Source organism: Ferrovibrio sp. GW821-FHT12F09 (assembly GCF_058806775.1).
The window spans coordinates 21,637-42,048 of record NZ_JBXAPZ010000002.1 but is presented as its reverse complement, the minus strand read 5'-3'; the positions used below and the strand labels follow the sequence as shown (position 1 = coordinate 42,048).

The window sequence follows — 20,412 nt, the reverse complement described above, 5'->3', positions numbered from 1 at the left end:
CTCCAGTCGCCCTGCGACCGACGCGATGTCTGTCGAAGCCGGTTACGAAGACGATCTGGCGCTCCGCATCAGCGGCGACAGCACCAAACGCGCCTTCGCTTTCGCCGCGCTGATCCTCGCCTTCAGCATCTGGGACCGGTTCGTCGACGCCGCCCATGCCAACGAAGCGCTGCTCTGGCGCATCGGCACGGCACTGGCCATTATCCTGGTCCACAGCCTCTGGATCGTCTCGCAGAAAAAGACCTACGGGCTCTACCGCCGCCTGGTGCTGATCCATACGGTTACCGTGCCCTTCGGCATGGCCGGCGCGGTGTCTGCGCTGAATGACGGGCTGCTCTACGGCCTGTCCAATTTCGTCTTCATCTATCTCTGGATCCCGAGCGTGCTGCCGGTGCGGCGCGATGCTCTGCTGGGTGGCATTCTGTCGGCCATCGCGATCCTGGCCGTGGTGCTGGCCAAGGGCCATGGCGGTCTGGTGGTCGGCAATATCGTCATGCTGGCCGTGCTCGGCATCGTGCTGGCGATGGCGACCGCAGCCAAGTTCGAGGCGGCGCTGCAGCGCGCCTGGAGCCAGGAACAGGTGGCGGCCCGCGAGGCCCGCACCGACAGCCTGACCGGACTGGTCAACCGCCGGCGCTTTTCCGAGGTGGCGGCGGCGGAATGGAGCCGCAGCATCCGCTACGGCCGCCCGGCCAGCCTGATCCTGTTCGATCTCGACCACTTCAAGCGCATCAACGACGAGCATGGCCATGCCGCCGGCGACCTGGTGCTGCAGCAGGTGGCCGAGGTCTGCCAGTTCGAGATCCGCGACATCGACCTGCTGGCCCGCATCGGCGGGGAGGAATTCGCAGTGCTGCTGCCGGAAACCGCGCCGCAGGCCGCGCTCGGCCTGGCCGAACGCCTGCGCCGCTGCATCGAGCGGCTGCAGGTGCAGACGCCGAAAGGCATCATGCGGCCGACCGCCAGCTTCGGCCTGGCGCCGCTGACGGTGGAAGGCCATGACTGGACCGAGGCGCTCGATCTGGCCGATGGCGCGCTCTACCGCGCCAAGGAAAACGGCCGCAACCGGGTCGAGACGGCGATGGCGGCTTAAGCCCGCCGCGCCTTCCACTGTTCTCTGCTCTGGCCCCAGACCACGATCGCATGGTTGATCGGCACGGGCAGCCAGCCGTCACGCAGGATGGTCGAGCCGAGCCGCTTTGCCACCGCCTGTGAATTCACATTCTCCGGCGCGATGGTATGGACCACCTCGGTCCAGCCCAGGGTGTCAAATGCCCAGTCGATGGCCGCCGTTGCGCCCTCGGTGGCGTAGCCCTTGCCCCAGACATCGCGGATCAGGCCCCAGCCGACCTCGGTGCCGGGCCAGCCATGCGGCTGCCAGGGGCCGAGGCGGCCGACCCAGCGGCCGGTCGATTTCTCGATCACCGAGAACATGGAAAAGCCATTGATTGCCCAGGAGCCAGTCATGGTGCAGAGCGAGCGCCAGACCAGGGGCGGCGGCATCACGCCGCCCAGATGCGTCATGACCTCTTCGTCGGCACCCCAGGCGCACCAGGCTTCGAAATCTTCTTTCTGCGGCGGGCGCAGGATCAGGCGTTCGGTTTCCAGGCGGACCATCGGGGCATTCCTCGTCTTGTCGGGCGCGCATCCCATGGGAAGGTCGCCTGATGGTCAAGCCGGAGAAATGTCACCGGGACAATTCGGCAGGCGTCAGCTCCGCCAGCGCAGGACCGTGTCCTTGACCGCGTTCACGAAGGGTCGGCCCTCGGCGCGGGCGCGCTGGTATTCGTTCTTGAGCTGGTAGTACCAGCGGGCCTGGGTGTCGGTATCGCGGATCAGCATCAGGGTGGGATCGTATTTCAGGCCGCGCTGCTGGCGGATCAGGATATCGCGGTCCTGGCCCAGGAAGTGATCCATCAGGTAAAGCGCCACCGGTTTCAGCAGTCCCAGCCAGGGCATGGTCCAGAAGAAGATGTTGGTCACTTCGGTCTGGGTATCGTCGATGGGGGTCACCGCCGTGAAGTTCCAGACGCTGTTCTTGCCGATCCGGATATGCTCGACCCGCACCCCGGGCAGGCGGAAGCTGATCTCGGTTTCCGGTGCCGCGCCGAGGATTTTATAAGCCAGAGTCATCGCCGGTTTATGGCGCTTCATCACGAAACCATAAGGACTTGGACCGAATTTCTTCGCTTTCGATTTAAGTTTGATCGGACCGGTGCGCCAGTACCAGGAGCGGTGGATGAAGGGCACATGGGCCGGGTCCATCAGGCCGACGACCGCATGGTCCATCGCGCAGGGAAACAGCATCGCCTTGGTCAGGGCCGGCAGGGCGCCAGCCGGCAGTTCCGGCAGCGCCGGCGGATCTTCATCGGGCTCGGACTTGCCGTCCGCGGCCATCCAGATCCAGACCAGGCCGTTCTGCTCGCGCACCGGATAGCGCTTCACCCTGATCTTGGTGATGTCGAAGTCCTGGCCTTCGACCAGGGACGGAATGTGGGTGCATTGACCGGACGCCCCGAATTTCCAGCCATGATAGGGGCACTGGACGTCCTGGCCGTCGAAGCTGCCTTCCGAGAGCGGCACGCCGCGATGGGGGCAGATGTCGCGGACGGCGAAGACGTCTCCGGCCTTGGTCCGGCCGAACAGCACGGGCTGGCCCAGCAGCAGCTTGGTGGTCATGGCACCGGGCTTGAGCTGGCCGCCGGGCAGGGCGAAATACCAGATATCGGTCAGCAGGAACTTGGGATCGCTCATGGAATCCGGGCCAGGGGCTGGAAAGCCCATCCCTAGCACGCGGCCCCTTGAACGGCCAGTCGTTCGCACTATGTTCCTTCAGGTAGAGCGATGACGCGCGCCAGGCAAGGACAAGGCGAAACGAAGCAAAACGAATGCAAACGAAGCCCGGATGAAGCCATGGGAAGCGCGAACGAAGCCGCGCGAAGCCAAACGAAGCAGAACGAAGCCAAACGAAGCAAGACGAAGGCGCGGCGGCGCACAGGGGAATCGGACCTTATCCCGAAGCCAAGCCCTAGTCGGGATTTCCGCTTCGTTCGCCTGTATCTGGGATTCGTCCGCGGCTGTTCCTGAACTTGTACCTGAGGAACCGGGGTTATCCACAAGATATTGGGAATCAACACAATTTTGCCACACTCTCTTTGGGATTCGGATAGCAGGCGTTCTGGTTTCAGGGGCCTAGGTCGCGTATCGTAAGGCAGGAACAGGAATCGAATACGAGTCATGAGCCACGCCGACTTCGTCCATCTCAGGGTCCACACGGCTTACTCGCTGACCGAGGGCGCCATCCGCCTGCCCAAACTGGCCGAGCTGTGCCTCAAGCATGCCATGCCGGCGGTGGCCATCACCGACACCAACAATCTGTTCGGGGCCCTGGAATTCTCCAAGGAGATGGCGGGCAAGGGCATCCAGCCGATCATCGGCTGCCAGCTCAACCTCGCCCGCGCCGACCAGCAGCAGGCCTCCTTCGGCAAGACCCTGCGCAAGCCCGATCCCGACCGCCTGGTGCTGCTGGCCCAGAACGAGGCCGGCTACGCCAACCTGATGAAGCTTTCGACCAAGGCCTATCTGGAGCCGCCGCCGGGCGAGGTGGCCCAGGTGCAGTGGGCCGACCTGGAACAGTTCGGCGAAGGCCTGATCTGCCTGACCGGCGGCCCCCAGGGCGCCATCGTCCGGCTGCTGAACGAGGGCCAGACCGATGCCGCCCGCCAGCAGCTCGAACAGCTCAGACAGCTTTTCCCCGGCCGGCTCTATGTCGAGATCCAGCGCCATGGCTGGGCCATCGAGACCAAGACCGAGCCGGCCCTGCTCGATCTCGCCTATGCGCTCGACCTGCCGCTGGTCGCTACCAACGACTGCTATTTCCCCGACGAGGATATGTACGAGGCCCATGACGCGCTGCTCTGCATCGCGGAAGGCACCTATGTGGGCGAGCAGAACCGCCGCCGGGTGACGCCCGAACACCGCTTCAAGTCGGCGAAAGAGATGCAGGCGCTGTTCGCCGATCTGCCGGAAGCCATCGACAATACCCTGGTGATCGCGCGCCGCTGTGCGGTCAAGTCCAACGAGCGCCAGCCGATCCTGCCGAATTTCGGCGACGGCACGGGTGAGTCCGAGGCCGATATGCTGCGCCGTATGGCGCGCGAAGGCCTGGAGCAGCGCCTGCAGCAGATCGAGGTGACCGATCCGGAGCAGGCCAAGGTTTATTACGACCGTCTGGAATTCGAATGCCAGACCATCATCAACATGAAATTCCCCGGCTACTTCCTGATCGTGGCCGACTTCATCCAGTGGTCCAAGCGCAACGGCATCGCCGTCGGGCCCGGCCGTGGTTCGGGCGCTGGCTCGGTGGTCGCCTGGGCGCTGACCATCACCGATCTCGATCCCCTGCGCTTCGGTCTGCTGTTCGAACGCTTCCTCAATCCGGAACGCGTCTCGATGCCCGACTTCGATATCGACTTCTGCCAGGAACGCCGCGAAGAGGTGATCCATTACGTGCAGAAGAAATACGGCGCCAGCAACGTCGCCCAGATCATCACCTTCGGCAAACTGCAGGCCCGTGCCGCCCTACGAGACGTGGGCCGCGTATTACAGTTGCCGCTGGGCCAGGTCGACCGCATCTGCAAGCTGGTGCCCAACAACCCGGCCAACCCGGTGACCCTGGCCCAGGCGATCAAGGAAGAGGTTCGCTTACGCGAAGAGCGTGACGCCGACGAGGGCGTGGCGCGCATGATGGATGTCGCGCTGAAACTGGAAGGCCTGTACCGCAACGCCTCCACCCATGCCGCCGGCGTGGTGATCGGCGACCGGCCGCTGGTCGAGCTGGTGCCGCTCTACCGCGATCCCCATGCCTCGATGGCGGCGACCCAGTTCTCGATGAAATACGCCGAGGCCGCCGGCCTGGTGAAGTTCGACTTCCTCGGCCTGAAGACGCTCGACGTGCTGGAAAAGGCGGTCGATCTGATCCGCGCGAATGGCACCGCCATCGATCTGGCCGCCATCCCGCTCAGCGATCAGCCGACCTTCGAGCTGCTCGGGCGCGGCGATGCGGTCGGCGTGTTCCAGTTTGAAGGCAGCGGCATGCGCGACATGCTGCGCAACATGAAGCCCGACGCCTTTGAGGACCTGATCGCGCTGGTGGCGCTCTATCGCCCGGGTCCGATGGAGAATATCCCGAGCTACATCGCCCGCAAGCACGGCAAGGAAAAGCCGGACTACCTGCACGACTGGCTCAAGCCGGTGCTGGAGGAAACCTACGGCGTCATCATCTACCAGGAACAGGTGATGGAAATCGCCAAGGTCCTGGCCGGCTACTCTTTGGGCGAAGCCGATAACCTGCGCCGCGCCATGGGTAAGAAGATCAAGGCCGAGATGGACGCGCAGAAGGACCGCTTCGTCAACGGCGCCAAGGACAAGGGCGTCGAGCCGGAGCGCGCCGCCTTCATCTTCGAACTGGTGGAAAAATTCGCCGGCTACGGCTTCAACAAAAGCCATGCGGCGGCTTATGCGCTGGTCGCCTGGCACACCGCCTATCTGAAAGCGAATTTCCCGGTCGAGTTCATTGCCGGTTCGATGACGCTGGATATTTCCAATACCGACAAGCTGAACGTCTTCCGCCAGGAATGCGCGCGCCAGAGCATCAGCCTGCTGCCACCCGATATCAACAAATCGAAGGTCGAGTTCTCGGTTGAGTATGACAAGCACGAGAAGGGCGCGATCCGCTACGCGCTGTCGGCCGTGCGCAATGTCGGCGCCGCGCCGATGGCGCAGATCGTGGCCGAGCGCGAGAAGAACGGCCCGTTCAAGTCGCTGTTCGATCTGGCCGCCCGCGTCGAGCCATCGGCGCTGAACAAGCGCATGCTGGAGAACCTGGCCAAGGCCGGCGCCTTCGACAGCATGGAAAAAAACCGCTCGAAGGTTCTGGCCGGACTGGAAACCTTGGTGCGCTACGCCCAGAGCAAGGCGGAAGAGCGCGCTTCCAACCAGGTCAACCTGTTCGGTGGCGGCAAGACCGAGGAGCGCCTGCCCAAGCTGCCCGAGGGCCAGCACTGGACCCCGATGGAGCAGCTGGCCAAGGAATTCGAGGCCATCGGCTTCTATCTTTCGGCCCATCCGCTCGATGCCTATCAGGCGACGCTGAACCGCGTCGGCGTCAAGCGCTATACCGAGATGCTGAAGCAGCTGCACAGCAGCGACCAGATTTTCAAGATCGCCGGCACCGTGATCTCGAAACAGGAGCGCACCTCGCAGAAGACCGGCAACCGTTTTGCCTTCGTCCAGTGTTCGGATGCGTCGGGCATGTATGAGGTGATGCTGTTCTCCGAGGTGCTGGCGCAGTATCGCGACCTGCTGGAGCCCGGCACCAATGTGGTCTGGCGCATGTCGGCCAAGGTGGATGGTGAACAGCCCAAGCTGAACGGGCAGGGCGTCGAGAAGCTCGATGATGTGGCGGCGCGCGCCGCCGCCGGCATCAAGATTCTGGTCGACAACGCCCAGCCCTTCGAACAGATCAAGGGCCTGCTCGACAAGGCCGGCCGCGGCAAGGGCCAGGTGCTGCTGGGTCTGAAGCTGGAAGAGCCGGGCCTTCCCGGCGGACTGGAAGCCGACCTCAAGCTGCCGGTCGCCTACGCCATCACCCCGAATGTGCGCCACCAGATCCGGGTGCTGCCCGGCGTGGTCGAGGTTTACGATATCTGACGATCTTCGGAGTATACGATGTCCGCCGCGCAGCCCCAGACCATCCACCGCAAGGACTACCGCAAGCCCGATTACCGCATCGAGACGGTCGATCTGGAATTCGATCTGGCGCCCGAAGCCACCATTGTGAAATCGACTCTGGCGTTGACGGCGGAAACTGCCGGTGCGCCGCTGCGGCTGGATGGCGAGGACCTGGAGCTGCTGTCCATCGCCATCGACGGCAAGGCGCTGGACCGCGCTGCCTACACGACCGATGCCGAAAGCCTGACCATTTTCATTCCGCCGGCCAGCTTCACGCTGGAGATCGTCACGAAGATCAACCCGAAGGGCAACACCCAGCTTTCGGGGCTCTATCAGTCGGCCGGCACCTACTGCACCCAATGCGAGGCGGAAGGCTTCCGCCGCATCACCTATTTCCTCGACCGACCCGATGTGATGGCAGTTTACCGCACCACGATCCGTGCGGATAAATCGACCTGCCCGGTGCTGCTGTCGAACGGCAACCTGGTGGAAGAGGGCGCGCTGCCCGATGGCCGCCATGTCGCCGTCTGGGCCGACCCGTTCCCGAAACCCTGTTATCTCTTCGCGCTGGTCGCCGGCGATCTGGCGGTGGCGGAAGACAGCTTCACCACGCAGAGCGGCCGCAAGGTGGCCCTGCGCATCTTTGTCGAACACGGCAAGCAGGACCGCACCGGCTATGCCATGGATGCGCTGAAACGCTCCATGCGCTGGGACGAGACCCGCTTCGGTCTCGAATACGACCTCGACCTGTTCAACATCGTTGCCGTCAGCACCTTCAACATGGGCGCGATGGAGAACAAGAGTCTGAATGTCTTCAACGACAAATACATCCTGGCCGATCCCGACACGGCCACCGATTTCGACTATGCCGGCATCGAGGCCGTGGTGGCGCATGAGTATTTCCACAACTGGACCGGCAACCGCATCACCTGCCGCGACTGGTTCCAGCTTTCGCTAAAGGAAGGCCTCACCGTCTTCCGCGACCAGGAATTCACCTCCGACATGCGCGCCCGTCCGGTCAAGCGCATCCAGGATGTGCGCAACCTGCGCGCCCGTCAGTTCCAGGAAGATGCCGGCCCGATGGCGCATCCGATCCGGCCGGACTCCTATATTGCCATCGACAATTTCTATACGGCGACGGTGTATGAGAAGGGCGCGGAAGTCATCCGCATGATCCATACCCTGCTGGGCGAGGCCGACTTCCAGAAGGGCATGAAGCTCTATGTCGAACGCCACGATGGCGAAGCTGCAACCTGCGACCAGTTCGTCGACGCCATGGCCGATGCCAGCGGCGTCGACCTCGCGCAGTTCCGGCTCTGGTATGCCCAGGCCGGCACGCCGGAGGTGAAGGTGGAAGGCCGTTACGATGCCGGAGCCGGCGTCTATGAACTGACCGTGCAGCAGACCGTGCCGTCGACGCCGGGCCAGGACAACAAGCAGCCGATGCTGATTCCGCTTCGCGTCGGCCTGCTGGATGCGCAGGGCCAGGGCATTCCGCTGAAACTGGATGGCGAGGCCAAGGCCGCCACCAGCCGCGTGCTGCCGCTGACCGGCGCGAAACAGACCTTCCGCTTTGCCGGCGTGCCCGAGCCGAAGGCTGTCTCGCTCAATCGGGGCTTCTCGGCGCCGGTCAATATCGTCTCGAAGCAGGGCGGTGCCGAACGCGCCTTCCTGATGGCCCATGACGAAGACGCCTTCGCACGCTGGGAGGCCGGCCAGCAATATGCCACCGACCTGCTGCTGCAGCGGGTGGCGCAGCCGCGCCAGGCCTTCGATCCGGCCTTCATCGAGGCGGTCGGTCTGATCCTGAACGATCATGGCCTCGACAAGGCCTTTGTCGCCGAAGCCATCGCGCTGCCATCCGAAGACTATATCGCCGACCGCATGGCGGTGGTGGATGTCGAGGGCGTATATGCGGCGCGCAAGGCGCTGCGCCGGCAGATCGCCGAAACCTTCCGGCCGCAGTTCGAGCAGATCTACCAGCGCAACACCGTGCCCGGCGCCTACAGCCCGGCGGCCGGTCCGGCGGGCCAGCGTGCGCTCAAGAATGCCGCGCTGTCCTACCTCTCGGCCCTGGCGGAGGATGACTCCGGCCTGCGCCAGATGATTTTCACGCAGTACAAAACCACCGACAACATGACCGACCGTATGGCCGCGTTGCGCCTGCTGGTCGATCTCGATGGTCCGGAGCGCCAGACGGCGCTGGAGGATTTCTACACGCGCGCCGCCGGCGATGGTCTGGTGATCGACAAATGGCTGGCGCTGCAGGCGATCTCCTCGCTGCCCGATACGCTGCAGCAGGTGAAGGCCCTGCTGTCGCATCCGGCCTTCTCGATGCAGAACCCTAACAAGGTGCGGTCGCTGATCGGCAGCTTCGCCGCCAACGCGCTGCGCTTCCATGCCGCCGACGGCTCGGGCTATGCCTTCCATACCGACCGCATTCTCGACCTGGCCGCCGTCAATCCGCAGATCGCCGCCCGTCTGGTGGCGCCGCTCGGGCGCTGGAAGCGTTTCGACGCCGGTCGTCAGGCCAGGATGAAGGCGCAGCTGGAGCGCGTGCTGGCGGTGCCGAACCTGTCGCGCGATGTCTTCGAGGTCGCGTCGAAGTCGCTGGTCTGATCAGGGCGCCCCTGACTTAAGGTGCTGGCGAGTAGGCGCGCAGGAAGGCCGTGACGGCGCTGTCGACGCGCTGGCGGATTTCCGCCTCGCTCAGGGGCGTCTCGCGGATATGCAGCAGGCGGCGCATGGCGTTATGGCCGATCAGCATGCCGAAGAACTGCTCGGCGGCCAGCCGCGTGTCGCTGATGGTCAGCCGGCCGGATTCGGTTTCGCGCTGCAGATAGGCGGCGAGCAGGGTCAGTCCGCGGCCCGGGCCGTTCTCGTAGAAGGTCGGGCCGATGGTGGGGAACTGCGCGGCGGCATTGATCAGCAGGCGCTGCAGGTTGATCGAGCGTTCCGACGACAGCGTGCGCAGGAAGCCTTCGCCCAGCAGGGTCAGCACCTGATGCGGCATGGCGCCGGGTTTCAGGTCGGCCAGCGGCGCGGTGATGGTCTGCGACGTCGCCTGCACGATGGCGGCGAAGAGCTCGTCCTTGGAGGCGAACAGGTTATAGATGGTCTGACGCGACACACCGGCTTCGGCCGCGATGACGTCCAGGCCGATGCCGTAGCCGTGTTCGAGGAACAGCCGGCGCGCGGTCTCCAGGATCGCCTCGCGTTTGGCCGGGTCGGCCGGGCGGCCGCGTTTCGGAGCGGGGGCACTCAATGCGCATCTCCCGGCGCCGGCGCCTGCTTGGGCTTCTGCGCGAGGATGACGGCCACGGCGGCGGCGGCAAACAGGATCGACAGCAGGGTGAAGGCGTCGATGAAGCTCATGATATAGGCCTGGCCCTGCACCTTGTTGCCCAGCATCTTCATGGCGAATGCGGTCGGGTCGCCGGCGATGCGGTCGCCGAACAGGTTGCCGATGTTGTCGATATACTGCTGCACCTCGACGCGGCCGGGATTGACGAAGTCGACCAGACGGTTCCAGTGGAAGTTGGTACGCTCGGTCATGATGGTGTTGATGCCGGCCAGCCCGAAGGCGCCGCCAAGGTTGCGGGTCAGGTTGTACAGTCCGCTGGCATTCTTCAGTTCCTGCTGCGGCAGGGTACCCAGTGCGATCACGTTGATCGGCACGATACAGAACATCAGCGCCATGCCGCGCATGATCTGTGGCAGGAACAGCTCGTCGAACTGCCAGTCGCCGGTCAGGCCGGTCATGCTCCAGGTGCTGGCAGCCAGCAGGGCGAAGCCGAAGGCCAGGACCGGGCGCGGGTCGGGCACCTTGCGGGCGAGGAAGCCGGCGGCCGGCGCGGAGAAGAACTGCGCCAGGCCGGTGACGAACATGATCTCGCCGATCTGCAGGCTGTTCAGACCGCGCACGCGGCCAAGATACAGCGGCAGCAGGTAGACCAGGCCGTAAAGGCCGACGCCGATGGTCAGGCTGAACAGGCAGCCGGTGGCGAAGTTGCGGTTGCGGAAGGCCTTCAGGTCCACGATCGGGTTGCTGTAGGTCAGGCTGCGCCAGAAGAACACGGCCGCACCGATGATGCAGGCGAGCGCGAAGTTGCGGATCTCCGCGTCGGCGAACCAGTCGTTGCGGGTGCCTTCCTCCAGCACATATTCCAGGCTGCCGAGGAACACCGCGAGCGAGGCCAGGCCGATATAGTCGAAGCCCTTGAACAGCGCGTAGTTCGGCTTGTCGATATCCATGAAGGTCCAGACCAGCAGGCAGACGATGATGCCGGGGATGATGTTGATCAGGAACAGCCAGTGCCAGGAGAACAGCTGGGTCAGGTAGCCGCCGAGCGTCGGCCCGATGGTGGGAGCGAGCGTCGCGACCAGGCCGATGATGACGGTGGCGCCGGCCATCTTGTTGCGCGGAAAGATCATGTAGGTGCTGGCGAACACGGTGGGGATCATCGCGCCGCCGAGGAATCCCTGCAGCGCGCGCAGCACGATCATGGCCTCCAGGTTGGTGGTCATGGCGCAGCCGATGCTGGCCAGCGTGAAGCTGGCGGCCGAGATGGTGAACAGCACCCGGGTCGACAGCAGCCGCGAGAGATAGCCGCTGAACGGGATCATGATCACTTCGGCGATCAGGTAGGAGGTCTGCACCCAGCTGATCTCGTCGGCCGAGGCGGAGAGTCCGGCCTGGATCTCGGTCAGCGACGACGAGACGATCTGGATGTCCAGGATCGCCATGAACATGCCGAGCACCATGGCGAAATAGCCGATCAGCCGGCCTTTCGGCATCGCCGGCGAGTCGGCCGGCAGTGCAGTCATGGTGGCAGCAGGGGCGGACATGGCCGGTTCAGTTGCTGGCGACGGTGCGGGCGTCGTTGACGGCGCGCAGGTCGACATCGACGACCACCGACATGCCGGGCACCAGCAGCGGCTGGGCCGAAACCTTGTCGAGCAGCAGCTTCACCGGCACGCGCTGCACGATCTTGGTGAAGTTGCCGGTGGCGTTGTCGGGCGGCAGCAGGCTGAACTTGGCGCCCGAGGCCGGGGCGAAGCTGTCGATGCGGCCCTTCAGCACCACATCGGGGAAGGCGTCGACATGGAAGGCGGCGACCTGGCCGGGCTTCATGCCTTTGAGCTGCGTTTCCTTGAAGTTGGCGACGACATAGACCGCCTCGGTCGGCACGATCACCATGATCTGGGTGCCGGGTTTCACATACTGGCCGGTCTGGCCGGTGCGGTTGCCGATCACGCCATCGACCGGCGCGCGGATCACGGTGTTGTCGAGATCGAGCCGGGCGGCGGCGAGGTCGGCCTCGGCCTGGACGATCTGTGCCTTGGCCTGTTCATAATTGGCACGCAGCACGGCGATCTGGTTCTGCTCCAGCGATTTGCCGGCTTCGGCGCGGTCGACCGCCGCCCTGGCCTTGCGCTGGTCGGCCTGGGCCAGTTCCAGCTTCTGGTTGGAGACGTAGTTGCCGGCGGCGAGCGCGCGATAGCGCTTGAGGTCTTCCTCGCTGCGCACGGAGTCGGCACGGGTGCTGCGCAGGGACGCATCGGCCTCGGCGATGGCGGCCTGCTGGCTGCCGATCTGCTTCTCGACCACGTCGCGCGCGGCGCGGCGCGCCTGCACGGCGGCTTCCAGCTGCACCATCTTGGCGCGGTAGTCGCTGGCATCGATCTCGAACAGCACGGTGCCGGCCTTGACCTGCTGGTTGTCGGCCACTGCCATGTTGGTGATGTAGCCGGTCACCTTGGGGGCGACGACGGTGATGTCGGCGCCGATATAGGCGTTGTCGGTGGTCTCGATGAAGCGGCTGTAGCTGTACCAGTGCCAGGCGCCATAGGCGCCGCCGGCGAACACGGCCAGGCCGGCGAGGGAGAGGATCAGTTTCTTCTTGGTCATCGCGCAAATCCTGCAAGCGAAAGGAAGTCCACGAGGTGACTTGTATGATTACTGTACGGACCTGTCTAGGAATTAGCCGGTCACGGGCAGTGACCGGGGTCACAGGCGGGGGCGAACCATGACAGCGCAAGCTCCGGATAGTGCCCCCGGCGCCGGGCCGGCTATGTCAGCGGATACAGCCTGGAGGACCACATGTCGTCGATTAACCCTTTGCCGCGCTTATGCTTTGCCAATCTGGCGGCCAATGGCGCCGAGCAGCTCGGTCTGGCCGCCATCCCGCTGATGGCGGCGATGACCCTGGGCGCCACGGCGGAAACCATGGGGATGCTGAGCGCCGCCCAGACCCTGCCGTATCTGCTGCTGTCGCTGTTTGCCGGATTCTGGGCCGACCGGGTGTCGCGCAACCGCCTGATGGCTGGAGCCGAGGCGGGACGGGCGCTGCTGCTGGCCCTGCTGCCGCTGGCCGCGCTGGCCGGCTGGCTCAACATGGTGGCGCTGGCGCTACTGGGTTTTGCGCTGTCGGCGGCGACGGTGGTGTTCAACGTGGCGGCGCAGGCCTATCTGCCGGCCATCGTGGCGCGCGACGGCCTGCCGGCCGCCAATGCGAAAATCGAATTCACCCGCGCCGCCGCTGTGTTCCTCGGGCCCGGCCTGGCCGGTGCGATTGCGGCCTGGACGTCGCCGGTGGCGGCGCTGGCGGTTTCGGCCATCACCTCGGCCCTGACGGCCTGGATACTGATCGCGCCATCGATGCATCGGGATCTGCCGGTTGCATCAACACGCCTGCCGATGCGGCAGGCGCTGACGGAAGGTCTGGTCGTGGTCTGGCGCCATCCGCTGCTGCGGGCGATTGCCGCCTGCGCCATGGCGTGGAATTTCAGCTGGTTCGTGCTGATGGCAGTGTTCGTGCTGTTTGCCATGAATACTGTCGGGCTCGGTCCGGCAGAGATCGGCATGGCGCTGGGCGCGCAGGGCGCCGGCATGCTGTTGGCGGCGCTGGCAGCACCGGCGTTGCATGCGCGACTGCGGCTGGGCGTCATGATCCTGCTTGGTCCGGCGCTGTCGGTCTTTGCCGCGCTCTTCATCGGCGCGGCAACCTTAACCGGCGAGAAGGGCGCCGCCTTCGCATTGCTGGTGCTCGGCTTCTTCACCTTCGGCTTCGGCCCGATGCTGTGGACCATCGGCCAGACCAGCCTGCGTCAGGCTATCGTGCCGCTGCGCCTGATCGGGCGCGTCAGCGCCATCCAGCAGGTGGCGACACTGGGAATGCGGCCGCTTGGCGCCTTGGTCGGTGGCTTCGCCGGCCAGCATTGGGGTCTGAGCAGCGCGATCTGGCTGGCGGTGGCCGGCTATGGCGTGCAGCTGCTGGTGATCCTGCTGTCGCAGATGCCAGCGCTGCGGACTTTGCCGCCGGCGCTGGACGACGAGGGTGCTGCTATTCCGGCAGCTTGAAGCCGATCACGCCGCGCAGATCGGCGCCTTCCAGATCGGCACCACGCAGATCGGCGTTGGTGAGATCGGCATCGAGAAAGGAGCAGCCGCGCAGGTTGGCGCTGCGCAGATCGGCCAGCGTCAGGATCGAGCGGTTGAACACCGCGCCTTCCAGATCGGCGCCCTGGAACTTCACCTGGGTCAGGTTGCATTCCTGCAGGGAGGCCGACTGACGGCGGTTCATGGCACCGGCGATGCTGACGGTGGAAAGCTTGGCGCCGCGGAAATCCGCATTGGTCATGATGGCGCGATCGAACTTGGCGCCCTGCAGATTGCAGGTGGCGAAGTTGGCATTCAGCATCATCGCGCCGCGCAGGTCCGACAGCACGAAGCGCGAGCCGGAGAAATCGGTGTTGCGCAGGATGGCATAGGAGAAATCGCCGGCCGAGAAGTTGATGTTGTTCAGCTTCAGATCGGAGAGATCATAGCGGCTGAAATCCACCCGCATGCCCTGCTTGCCCAGCGTCTCGATCCAGGTGAGATGCTCTTTCACGATGAACTGCAGCGAGCGGTCCAGACTCTCCAGGCTGCGCGGCATGATCGCCTTGGTGACATCGGCGTCGCGCAGATCGACCGGGCGGAAATAGGCCGCCGTCAGGTCGGCGCCATCGAAATTGGTTTCGTTCAGCACCGCGCCGGCCAGCACCGAGCCGTGCAGCACGCAATGCGACAGGTTCGAGCCGGTGAGGTCGGCGCCGGTGAACAGGCAGCCAGACAGGTTCGAGCCCGAGAGGTCCGCGCCGTTCAGCTTGGCGTTGGAGAAGTTGCAGTTGCTCAGATCGGTGTTGCGACCGACCACCTTGCCCAGCTTGGCCGAGGTGAGGTTGGCGCCGGCCATCTTGGCGTTGTCGATCGAGGTGGCGCGTTTCAGCACCGCGATCAGGTTGCCGTCGTCATCGGGCCGCAGCAGCACGCCGTCGCGGATATCGGCATTGGTGAGATTGGTGCCTTCCAGATTGGCGTTGCGCAGGTTCACGCCGCGCAGATCGGCCTTGGTCAGGTCGGCGCGGCGGAAATCCGCTCCCTGTAGGTCGGCGGCGAAGAAGGATGAACCGACCAGGATGGCATGGCTGAAATCGGCATAGTTCATCTTGCTGCCGACGAAATCGGCCGAGGTCAGTTCCTTGCCGCTGAAATCGACCCGCGAGGCATCGCGAAAATGCATGACCATGCGTTTGCCGCCACGAACGCCACGCACATAGTTGGCGTGGTTTTCGAAGAGCTCGTCGACTTCGTACTGGGCAATGACCTTTACGGGGTTATTCATGCAGTCGTTTCTTTTGTTCTGTGCCCATCAGCCTAGCATAGCGCTAAGACAAATTCACGCCGGTTGCGCCCGAGAAGTCGGCGCCGCCCACATCGGCATCGCGCAGGTCGGCGCCGGTCAGGTCGGCCCCCCGGAAGTTGGCCCCCTTGAGGTTGGCGTTGCGGATGTCGGCATGCATCAGGATGGCGCGGGTCAGGTTGGCCCCCTCAAGGTCACAGGCGCTCAGGTTCGCTTGACTGAGATTGGCATTCTCAAGGTTGGCGTGCCAGCGTTTCCCATGCAGCGAGGTGATCGACATCGGCGACAGCTTGGCGCCACGGAAGTTGGTGCCGATCAGGTTGGCGCCGGCGAATTTCACGCCGCGTAGGTCGGCATCGATGAACTGCGCGTTGAGCAGCATGGCGTCGCCGAAATCGCACATGGTGAGGGTCGCGCCGGAGAAGTCGGATTCCACCAGGGTGGCCTGGACGAACAGGGCGGCAGACAGGTCGATCCGGGCCAGTTTCACCCCGGACATGTCGATGCGGCTGAAGTCGGCCCGCCGGCCCTTGGCACCCAAAGAATCTGCCCAGGCCAGATGCTCGCGCAGGATGATCTGCAGGGGCTTGTCCAGGTCGGCCACGGCCTTGGGCAGCATGGCGCCGGTCAGCCGGGCATCCTTCATTTCGGTGTGACGGAAGAAAGCGCCGGCCAGATCGGCGCCCTCGAATTTGGTGCCGTTCAGCATGGCGCCGGCCAGAACCGCGCCGGACAGCGAGCAGCCGCTCATATTGGTGTTGGTCAGGTCGGCGCCGACGAAGATCGCGCCGCGCAGGTCGGAGTTGGACAGGTCGGCATCGACCAGTTTGGCATTGGCAAGGTTGGCGTGGCTCAGATCGGCCTGCTGGCTCATGATCCGCCCCAGCTTGGCGCCGACCAGCTTGGAGTGCGTCATCTGCGCGCGTTCGGTGACGGCGCCGCCGACCGCGATGGGTACAAGATTGCCGTCCTCGTCCGGCCTGAGCAGGCGCCCGTCGCGCAGGTCGGCCCCCGAGAGATCGGCAAATTCCAGGATGGCGCCACGCAGGATGGCACCGCGCAGGTCGGAGCGGGTGAGGTCGGCCGAGGTGAGGTCGGCGCTTTCAAGATCGGCGCCGTAGAAATTGGCCCCGGCCAGGTTGGCGAACTTGAACACGGCCGCCTTAAAACGGCCCCCGACCATGGCAATTTCGCGCAGGTCCCGGTTGGCGAAATTGAGGCCGCAGGCATCGCGAAACTGCAGGTTGAGCCGGATGCCGCCACGCATGCCCTTGGCAAACCGCTCCTGGCTTGCCAGCAAAGGGTCGAGATCTTTCTGCTGGATCAGCGCCGCATCGGACATGCTGCATATGACCATGGCAGCATATGGATACGCCAGTATCTGTTTGTCAGGACACGGAAAAATCTATGGTAAACGTCTGACCGGGCCAGCCTGGGGATAACCCTGCAAAGGCCCCCCAGATGCGGCTTGCGTTCCCGGTCTGAACCGGCTACAAGGCGCCCACTCAAACCCACACGCAGGCTTGCGCTGTTATCGGGGAGACATCCCGATCCAGTGTTCCGGTGTCCGAGTTCCACACGAGGAGCGAAGGACGTGCCTGCGGCGGCCCAACCGGAGAAGGATATATAGGATGACCTTACCGAGCTTTACCATGCGTCAGCTCATTGAAGCAGGCGTGCACTTCGGCCACCAGACCCATCGCTGGAACCCGAAGATGAAGTCGTATCTCTTCGGAGATCGCAACAACATTCACATCATCGATCTGCAGCAGAGCGTTCCGCTGCTGCATCGCGCCCTGCAGGCCGTGCGTGACACGGTTGCCGGCGGCGGCCGCGTGCTGTTCGTCGGCACCAAGCGCCAGGCCTCGGAAGCGATCGCGGAAGCGGCTGCCAAGTGCGGTCAGTACTACGTGAACCATCGCTGGCTCGGCGGCATGCTGACCAACTGGAAGACCATCTCCCAGTCGATCAAGCGCCTGAAGGAGCTGGAAGAGCTGCTGGGTTCGGGCGAGCAGGGCATTGCCGGCCTGACCAAGAAGGAAGTGCTGAACCTGACCCGCGAGCGCGAGAAGCTTGATCGCGCGCTGGGCGGCATCAAGGACATGGGCGGTCTGCCCAGCATCATGATCGTGATCGACACGGTCAAGGAAGACATCGCCATCGCCGAAGCCCGCACCCTGGGCATTCCGGTGGTCGCGATCCTCGACTCCAACTCGGATCCGCAGGGCATCACGTTCCCGGTGCCGGGCAACGATGACGCGCTGCGCGCCATCAACCTGTATTGCGATCTGTTCTCGCTCGCCATCCTGAGCGGCGTCGAAGAGCAGCTTTCCGCCAGCGGCGCCGACATGGGCGCGGCCGAGGAAATGCCGGTTGAAGTCATCCCGCCGGCGGCCATCGAAGGTGGCGAAGCCGCGGCCCAGGCCTAAGACGCCTGTTTCTGTTCGGTCGCGGCGCCTCTGTCGTTTTTCGACGGGGCGCCGCAGCCGTTTCTGTGACCCGACCGTTCAATACGGTTCAATGACATTGGAGAAGATTCATGGCTGAGATTACTGCGGCCCTGGTGAAGGACCTGCGCGAGAAGACCGGCGCGGGCATGATGGATTGCAAGAAGGCGCTGAACGAGACCGGCGGCGATCTGGATGCCGCCATCGACTGGCTGCGCAAGAAGGGCCTGTCGGCTGCCTCCAAGAAGGCCGGCCGCGTGGCCGCCGAAGGCCTGGTCGCGGTTGCCGTGAAGGACAACAGCGGCGCCATCGTCGAAGTGAACTCGGAGACCGATTTCGTCGGCCGCAATCCGCAGTTCCAGGCCTTGGCCGCCGGCGTTGCCACCGTGGCGCTGAGCGCCGGCGACGATGTTGCCAAGATCGAAGCCGCCGCCTTCCCGGGCAGCAGCCGCAACGTGAAGGACGAAGTGACCCATGCCATCGCCACCATTGGCGAGAACATGACGCTGCGTCGCGCCAAGAAGCTGACCGTCGATGGTGGCGTCGTGGTGTCCTACGTGCACAGCGCGCTGGCCGATGGCCTGGGCAAGCTGGGCGTTCTGGTTGCGCTCAAGTCGACCGGCAAGCGTGACGTCGTCGAGCAGATCGGCAAGCAGGTGGCGATGCATATCGCGGCCGCCAATCCGCAGTCGCTGAGCACCAAGGATCTGGATCAGGCCCTGGTCGAGCGCGAGCGTCAGGTGCTGACCGACCAGGCCGCTGGTTCGGGCAAGCCGGCCGACATCATCGCCAAGATGGTCGAAGGCCGTATCCGCAAGTTCTATCAGGAAGTCGTTCTGCTCGAGCAGACCTTCGTGATCGACGGCGAGACCCCGGTGGGCAAGGCCGTCGAGAAGGCCGCCAAGGATGCCGGCTCGCCGATCGAGATCGCCGGTTTCGTCCGCTTCCAGCTGGGCGAGGGCATCGAGAAGAAGGCGGACGATTTCGCCGCCGAAGTGGCCAAGATGGCGGGCTGATTGCCCGTTATCGCTAATTCCGGTTCAGGGGGGCGTAAGCCCCCCTTTCCATGTCCGGGGCCTGACCGGGGCGGGGCGGGGCGGCCGGATGGAGCGCTGCCATGCTTTTTGCGGCCATGGTATAAAGCCGCCACAGAATCGCCGCGCTTTGCCGTCATCCCTTGGCCGCCGCGCCGGGAATCGCCTTCCGAGGACCTCATGAGCTTCAAATACCGCCGTGTCTTGCTGAAATGCTCGGGCGAGGCCCTGATGGGCCCGACACCTTATGGCATCGATTTCGATACGGTCGACCGCATCACCGCCGAGATCAAGGCGGTGCATGCCATGGGCGGCGAAGTCTGCCTGGTGATCGGCGGCGGCAACATCTTCCGCGGGGTCTCCGGGGCGACCCAGGGCATGCAGCGGGCTTCGGCCGACTATATGGGCATGCTGGCCACCGTGATTAACGGTCTGGCCGTGCAGCATGCGCTGGAATCCCATGGCGTACCGAGCCGGGTAATGTCGGCCATCCGCATGGACACGGTCTGCGAGCCCTATATCCGCCGTCGCGCCATCCGCCATCTGGAAAAGGGTCGCGTGGTGATCTTCGCCGCCGGCACCGGCAACCCGTTCTTCACCACCGATACCGCCGCTGCCCTGCGCGCGGCCGAAATGGGCTGCGATGCCCTGCTCAAGGGTACCCAGGTGGATGGCGTCTACACGGCCGATCCGAAGAAGGACAAAACGGCGACCCGCTACGAGACCCTGACCTATATGGACGTGCTGCAGAAAGACCTGAAGGTGATGGATGCCTCGGCCATCAGTCTGGCCCGGGAAAACCGGATTCCGATCCTGGTGTTCTCCTTGCACGAGGCGGGCGGCTTCGCCAAAGTGCTGGCCGGCACCGGACGCTGTACCGTGATTGAAGGCGAGTAACCGGCGCATTCTCTTAAATATTTGGTATTGCTTAGAAAAAAGACGGGAGCAGGCAGGTGGCCGAACCGGATATCGACGACATTGAACGGCGCATGACCAAAGCGGTCGATGTGCTGAAACATGAATTCGCCAGCCTGCGCACCGGACGCGCCAGCATCAGCATGCTCGATCCCGTCCGCGTCGACGTTTACGGCAGTGTGATGCCGATCAACCAGGTGGGCACGGTCAGCGTGCCCGAGCCGCGCATGATCAGCGTGCAGGTCTGGGACAAGAGCAACGTGAAGGCGGTTGAGAAGGCGATTGCCGCCAGCGGCCTGGGCCTGAACCCGCAGGCCGACGGCACCCTGATCCGGATTCCGATCCCGGAGCTGAACGAGCAGCGCCGCAAGGAGCTGACCAAGGTGGCCGGCCAGTATGCCGAACAGGCCAAGGTGGCGGTTCGCGGCGTGCGTCGCGATGGCATGGATCACCTGAAGAAGTCGGAGAAGGACGGCGATCTCGGCGAGGACGACGTCAAGATGTACCAGGACGAAATCCAGAAGCTGACCGACGACGCCACCAAGAAGATCGACGATTTCCTGGCGCAGAAGACCAAGGAGATCCTGCAGGTCTAGC

15 protein-coding genes are annotated in these 20,412 nt (G+C 64.4%); 8 read left to right on the top strand and 7 right to left on the bottom strand.

All coding sequences use genetic code 11. The annotated features are described in order from the left end of the window. Nucleotides 1-25: 25 nt before the first annotated feature. Entirely contained in the window at nucleotides 26-1,093 is a 1,068-nt protein-coding gene (locus tag AC1ROB_RS13040; protein WP_492970714.1) for a GGDEF domain-containing protein, read from the top strand. Here AC1ROB_RS13040 and AC1ROB_RS13035 read toward each other — a convergent pair. Both AC1ROB_RS13035 and AC1ROB_RS13030 read right to left on the bottom strand, forming a co-directional pair. Then, on the bottom strand, nucleotides 1,090-1,617 hold the full coding sequence (locus tag AC1ROB_RS13035; RefSeq protein ID WP_492970715.1) for a GNAT family N-acetyltransferase: 528 nt from the start codon (nucleotides 1,615-1,617) through the stop codon (nucleotides 1,090-1,092). The two genes, AC1ROB_RS13040 and AC1ROB_RS13035, sit on opposite strands and share 4 nt — an antisense overlap. A 93-nt stretch (nucleotides 1,618-1,710) precedes the next feature. Beyond that, nucleotides 1,711-2,754 carry a Rieske 2Fe-2S domain-containing protein gene (locus AC1ROB_RS13030; RefSeq protein ID WP_492970716.1) on the bottom strand — a complete coding sequence of 348 codons (1,044 nt, stop codon included), beginning with the start codon at nucleotides 2,752-2,754 and terminating at the stop codon, nucleotides 1,711-1,713. Between the two features lie 483 nt (nucleotides 2,755-3,237). Here AC1ROB_RS13030 and dnaE point away from each other — a divergent pair, with 483 nt between their 5' ends. Together dnaE and pepN are read left to right on the top strand one after the other, a co-directional pair. Beyond that, on the top strand, nucleotides 3,238-6,711 hold the full coding sequence (dnaE, locus tag AC1ROB_RS13025; protein ID WP_492970717.1) for a DNA polymerase III subunit alpha: 3,474 nt from the start codon (nucleotides 3,238-3,240) through the stop codon (nucleotides 6,709-6,711). A gap of 18 nt (nucleotides 6,712-6,729) precedes the next feature. Beyond that, complete coding sequence (gene pepN, locus AC1ROB_RS13020) at nucleotides 6,730-9,351, top strand: aminopeptidase N (protein WP_492970718.1); 2,622 nt, start codon at nucleotides 6,730-6,732, stop codon at nucleotides 9,349-9,351. A gap of 16 nt (nucleotides 9,352-9,367) precedes the next feature. Here the strand turns inward: pepN and AC1ROB_RS13015 are convergent, their stop codons facing one another. From AC1ROB_RS13015 to AC1ROB_RS13005, 3 genes are read right to left on the bottom strand one after another with little or no spacing between them, the layout of a single operon-like run. Continuing rightward, complete coding sequence (locus AC1ROB_RS13015) at nucleotides 9,368-9,997, bottom strand: TetR/AcrR family transcriptional regulator (protein WP_492970719.1); 630 nt, start codon at nucleotides 9,995-9,997, stop codon at nucleotides 9,368-9,370. Continuing rightward, nucleotides 9,994-11,580 carry a DHA2 family efflux MFS transporter permease subunit gene (locus tag AC1ROB_RS13010; protein ID WP_492970720.1) on the bottom strand — a complete coding sequence of 529 codons (1,587 nt, stop codon included), beginning with the start codon at nucleotides 11,578-11,580 and terminating at the stop codon, nucleotides 9,994-9,996. The genes AC1ROB_RS13015 and AC1ROB_RS13010 overlap by 4 nt, the downstream gene beginning before the upstream one ends. A gap of 7 nt (nucleotides 11,581-11,587) precedes the next feature. Next, entirely contained in the window at nucleotides 11,588-12,643 is a 1,056-nt protein-coding gene (locus AC1ROB_RS13005) for an HlyD family secretion protein (protein ID WP_492970721.1), read from the bottom strand. A gap of 192 nt (nucleotides 12,644-12,835) precedes the next feature. Here AC1ROB_RS13005 and AC1ROB_RS13000 point away from each other — a divergent pair, with 192 nt between their 5' ends. Then, nucleotides 12,836-14,095, top strand: a complete 1,260-nt coding sequence (locus AC1ROB_RS13000) for an MFS transporter (RefSeq protein ID WP_492970722.1) — start codon at nucleotides 12,836-12,838, stop codon at nucleotides 14,093-14,095. Here the strand turns inward: AC1ROB_RS13000 and AC1ROB_RS12995 are convergent. After that, the gene (locus AC1ROB_RS12995) at nucleotides 14,079-15,401 is read right to left on the bottom strand and encodes a pentapeptide repeat-containing protein (RefSeq protein ID WP_492970723.1); all 1,323 of its coding nucleotides are present in this window, start codon (nucleotides 15,399-15,401) and stop codon (nucleotides 14,079-14,081) included. The two genes, AC1ROB_RS13000 and AC1ROB_RS12995, sit on opposite strands and share 17 nt — an antisense overlap. Before the next feature lie 43 nt (nucleotides 15,402-15,444). Next, nucleotides 15,445-16,761 (bottom strand): pentapeptide repeat-containing protein, encoded by a 1,317-nt coding sequence (locus AC1ROB_RS12990; protein WP_492970724.1) that lies wholly within the window; start codon nucleotides 16,759-16,761, stop codon nucleotides 15,445-15,447. 289 nt (nucleotides 16,762-17,050) lie between these two features. On the opposite strand from AC1ROB_RS12990, the gene rpsB reads away from it, so the two are divergent. From rpsB to frr, 4 genes are all read left to right on the top strand, one after another. Next, nucleotides 17,051-17,848, top strand: a complete 798-nt coding sequence (gene rpsB, locus AC1ROB_RS12985) for a 30S ribosomal protein S2 (protein WP_492970725.1) — start codon at nucleotides 17,051-17,053, stop codon at nucleotides 17,846-17,848. A gap of 110 nt (nucleotides 17,849-17,958) precedes the next feature. After that, on the top strand, nucleotides 17,959-18,882 hold the full coding sequence (gene tsf, locus AC1ROB_RS12980; protein WP_492970726.1) for a translation elongation factor Ts: 924 nt from the start codon (nucleotides 17,959-17,961) through the stop codon (nucleotides 18,880-18,882). 198 nt (nucleotides 18,883-19,080) lie between these two features. After that, on the top strand, nucleotides 19,081-19,797 hold the full coding sequence (gene pyrH, locus AC1ROB_RS12975) for a UMP kinase (RefSeq protein ID WP_492970727.1): 717 nt from the start codon (nucleotides 19,081-19,083) through the stop codon (nucleotides 19,795-19,797). 92 nt (nucleotides 19,798-19,889) lie between these two features. Beyond that, on the top strand, nucleotides 19,890-20,411 hold the full coding sequence (gene frr / locus AC1ROB_RS12970) for a ribosome recycling factor (protein ID WP_492970771.1): 522 nt from the start codon (nucleotides 19,890-19,892) through the stop codon (nucleotides 20,409-20,411). The last annotated feature ends 1 nt before the right edge of the window (nucleotide 20,412 follow it).